This window comes from Stenotrophomonas maltophilia (assembly GCF_047497515.2).
Classification (GTDB): Bacteria; Pseudomonadota; Gammaproteobacteria; order Xanthomonadales; family Xanthomonadaceae; genus Stenotrophomonas.
This window is the reverse complement of record NZ_JAXAXL020000027.1, coordinates 34830-38833: the sequence shown is the minus strand read 5'-3', so window position 1 is coordinate 38833 and position 4004 is coordinate 34830. Positions and strand designations below refer to the sequence as shown.

2 protein-coding genes are annotated in these 4004 nt (G+C 66.5%); one reads left to right on the top strand and one right to left on the bottom strand.

All coding sequences use genetic code 11. The features are described from left to right. Positions 1–231: 231 nt before the first annotated feature. Entirely contained in the window at positions 232–1623 is a 1392-nt protein-coding gene (locus ACMZPQ_RS22110) for a class II 3-deoxy-7-phosphoheptulonate synthase (RefSeq protein WP_008265113.1), read from the bottom strand. Between the two features lie 220 nt (positions 1624–1843). Between ACMZPQ_RS22110 and ACMZPQ_RS22105 the strand changes: the two genes are divergently transcribed. Continuing rightward, positions 1844–3970 (top strand): TonB-dependent receptor, encoded by a 2127-nt coding sequence (locus tag ACMZPQ_RS22105; RefSeq protein ID WP_197584233.1) that lies wholly within the window; start codon positions 1844–1846, stop codon positions 3968–3970. Positions 3971–4004 lie beyond the last annotated feature (34 nt).

Sequence of the window (4004 nt, the reverse complement as noted above, 5' to 3'; positions counted from 1 at the left end):
AGCCGCATGGGCCCGAGGCATGCCTCGGGCGGGTTGGGCAGGACGCCCAACCCCGGTCTTGCCGTGTGCGCAGGAACGCGCACACGAGCAAGCGGCTGCCAAGCCTACAAGGACGTACTTGCGGCGTCCCCGCACTCCGACACCGCCCCACCAAACCACGGAATGTCGCTGCAGCTTGTGACGTTGCCGTTGATTGCAGCAGGTGCAGGGCTGCAAGCCCTGCAGAAAAACCTACCTGACCTGCTCCTGCTTGCGCACGATCGCCATCGCGATCTCCAGCGACTGCTCGTAGTTCAACCGCGGGTCCACCGTCGAACGGTACGCACGCTCCAGATCGCGCTCGGTCAACTCGCGCGCGCCACCGGTGCACTCGGTCACATCCTCGCCGGTCAGCTCCAGGTGCACGCCACCCAGGCGCGTGCCTGCGGCCGCATGCAGGTCGAACGACATCTCAACCTCGCCGCGCACATTGTCGAAGCGACGCGTCTTGAACCCGTTGGCAGTGCTCTCGGTATTGCCATGCATCGCATCGCATACCCACAGCACGCGGCGACCGTCGCGCTTGACCGCATCCAGCAGCGGCGGCAGCTTCTCGGCAATCTGTGCCGCACCCATGCGGTGGATGAAGCTCAGGCGGCCAGGTTCATCATGCGGGTTGAGCACATCAATCAGGCGCAGCAGCTGGTCCGGCGTCACCGACGGGCCCACCTTGATCGCGATCGGGTTGCGCACGCCACGCAGGTATTCCACGTGCGCGCCATCGAGCGCGGCGGTGCGCATGCCGATCCACGGGTAATGCGTGCTCAGGTTCAACCAGCCCTGCTGGCGCGGCACCTGCCGGGTCAACGCCTGCTCGTAGGGCAGCAGCAGCGCTTCGTGCGAGGTGTAGAAATCGATGCGGTTGAGGTTGTGCACGCGGGCCCCGGCCAGGGTCTCCATGAAGTGCACCGCATCGCCGATCGAGGCCACCATCTTCTGGTACTCGGCGGCCAGCGGCGAGTGGCTTACCCACTCCAGGTTCCAGTACTCGGGGTGGTGCAGGTCGGCGAAGCCGCCATCGATCAGCGCCCGCACGAAGTTCATCGTCATCGCCGAATGCGCGTGGGCCTGCAGCATCCGCTTCGGGTCCGGCAGGCGCGCCGCTTCGGTGAACGCCGGTGCATTGATCACATCACCGCGGTAGCTGGGCAGGGTCACGCCGTCGCGGGTCTCGGTATCGGCCGAACGCGGCTTGGCGTACTGGCCGGCGAAACGGCCGACGCGGATCACCGGCTGGCGCAGGCCGTGCACCAGCACCAGGCTCATCTGCAGCAGCACCTTCAGGCGGTTGGAAATGGTGCCCGATTCGCAGTCGCTGAAATTCTCGGCGCAGTCGCCGCCCTGCAACAGGAAGCGCTTGCCCTCCTGCGCCTCGGCCAGCTGCTGCTTCAACGCCAGGATCTCCCACGAGGTGACCAGCGGCGGCAGCCGCTTCAGTTCATGCAGGGCCGCATCCAGCGCCACCGGGTCGGGGTAGGTCGGCATCTGCAGCGCGGTCTTGCCACGCCAGCTCTCCGGCGACCAGGCAGCGCCAGCGGCGGTCGCGGCAGGATCGGGAACGGGCGAAACGGCGGACAGGCTCATTGCAGACTTCCGGAGGTGGGGGACGTTCATGGTCGCAGAGCCGACCGTTGTCGCAAAGGGCCGGACTGCGCCTGCACATGACTGAACGACAGGGAAAGGGCATCGCGATCGGCCAAAAGCCGCATGGCCGCAACCGTCCGCACAGGCGCATGATTCGCCACGCACTGTTACGAAGTAACACCCCACATCCTCCGACCGGCCCCTTCCACAGCCCATCGCCATGAAGCCCTCCCTGCTCGCTACCGGCATCACCCTCGCCCTGGCCTTGGCCAGCCTGCCTGCCTTCGCCGCGGTGGCCGACGACGCCTCCACGTCGGTCAAGGATCTGGACGCGGTGACCGTCCACGCCCAGCTCGACCAGGCCCGCAACACGCTGTCGCCGGATATCGGCAGCAGCCAGTACCAGATCACCGCCGAGGACATCCAGAAGCAGCCGCTGGGTGCGTCTTCGCCACTCAGCCAGGTGCTGTTGCAGGCGCCGGGCGTGGTCCAGGATTCGTACGGCGGCGTGCATGTGCGCGGCGACCACGCCAACCTGCAGTACCGCATCAACGGCGTGCTGCTGCCCGAGTCGATCTCCGGCTTTGGCCAGACCCTGGATGCGCGCACCATCAAGAGCATCCGCCTGATGGACGGGGCACTGCCGGCGCAGTTCGGCGAGCGCACCGCAGCGGTGGTCGACATCACCACGCGCAATGGCGCCGAACTCGGCAACGGCGGCAGCGCGGGGCTCACTGCCGGCTCGTTTGGCAAGATCAATCCCAATACCTCCTGGTGGGGCAACCAGGGCCGCTGGAGCTGGTTCCTGACCGGCAACTACGACCAGAACGAGGTCGGTCTGGAGAATCCGACCAGCTCCCGCAAACCGCTGCACGACGACACCCACCAAGGGAAGGCCTTCGCCGACCTGACCTACCTGGTCAACGACAACACCCGCCTGAGCGTGTTCGCCGGCTTCGCCAACAACCGCTTCCAGATCCCGGTCAATCCGGGCCAGACACCGCAGTTCGGCTACCTCGACACCACCACCTTCGACTCCAGCCAGCTGGACGAGACCCAACGCGAGACCACCCGCTTCGGCATGCTGGTGCTGCAGGGCACGCTTGGCAGCACCGCCTACCAGCTCTCGGCCGGCCAGCGTTACAGCGATGTGGGATTCAACCCGGACGTGGTGGGCGATCTGGTGTTCAGCGGCGTCGCCTCACAGGTCCAGCGCAGCAACCGCGCCAACACCCTGCAGGCCGACTTCTCCACGCCGCTGGGCAACGACCACACGCTGCGCTACGGCCTGTACGGCAACTACGAGAACGCGCGGGCCAGCAACAACAGCTGGGTGTTCCCGGTTGACGACGCGGGCCAGCAGTCCAGCACCACGCCGCTGCTGATTCCCGATCGCAGCGCCTTCCACGCCAGCACGCTGGCGCTGTACGTGCAGGACGAATGGAAGATCGGCGACGACTGGACCGTCAACTACGGCCTGCGCGGTGACCGCTACAAGGCCTTTGGGCGCACCGAGGGCCAGCTCAGCCCGCGCGTGGGCGTGGTCTGGAATGCCAGCGACAGCACCACCGTGCATGCCGGTTATTCACGCTACTTCACCCCGCCGGCCAGCGAGCTGATCGCCAGCAGCGATATCGCGCTCTACGACGGCACCACCAACCAGCAGCCCAGTGGCGGCAACACCATTCCGCTGGCCGAACGCAGCGACTACTACGACATCGGCGTCTCGCAGCAGCTCGGTGAACACCTCACGCTGGGCCTTGATGCGTACGACCGCCGCGTCGCGCGCCTGCAGGACGAAGGCCAGTTCGGCGCCGCCTACATCTATTCCACGTTCAACTACCGCCGCGGCCACATCCGCGGCCTGGAGTTCAGCGCCGACTACAGCAACGGGCCGTTCAGCGCCTACTTCAATGCCGCCCTGAACAAGGCCATCGGTACCGACGTCATCACCGGGCAGTACAACCTGGACCCGGAGGCCCTGGCCTACGTGGCTGACCACTGGATCCACCTCGACCACGACCAGAAGCTGACCTCGTCGGGTGGCTTCAGTTATGCCTTCGCCGGCCACAACCGGATTGGCGCCAACTACGTGTTCGGCAGCGGGCTGCGTTCGGACATCGAGGGCGTACCCAATGGCGGCGAATTGCCGTCATACCTGCAGGTCAACCTCAGCGCAGGCCACGACTTCAACGCCGACAGCGGCCATCCGCTGCATGTGCAGCTGGCGTTGATCAACGCACTGGATCGCAGCTACCAGCTGCGCGATGGTGGCGGCGTCGGCGTGTTCGCCCCGCAATGGGGCCCGCGTCGCGGCGCCTACCTGAGCCTGCAGCAGGACTTCTGAGGACGGACCGTGGTAGTGGGGGGGGGGGGGGGGG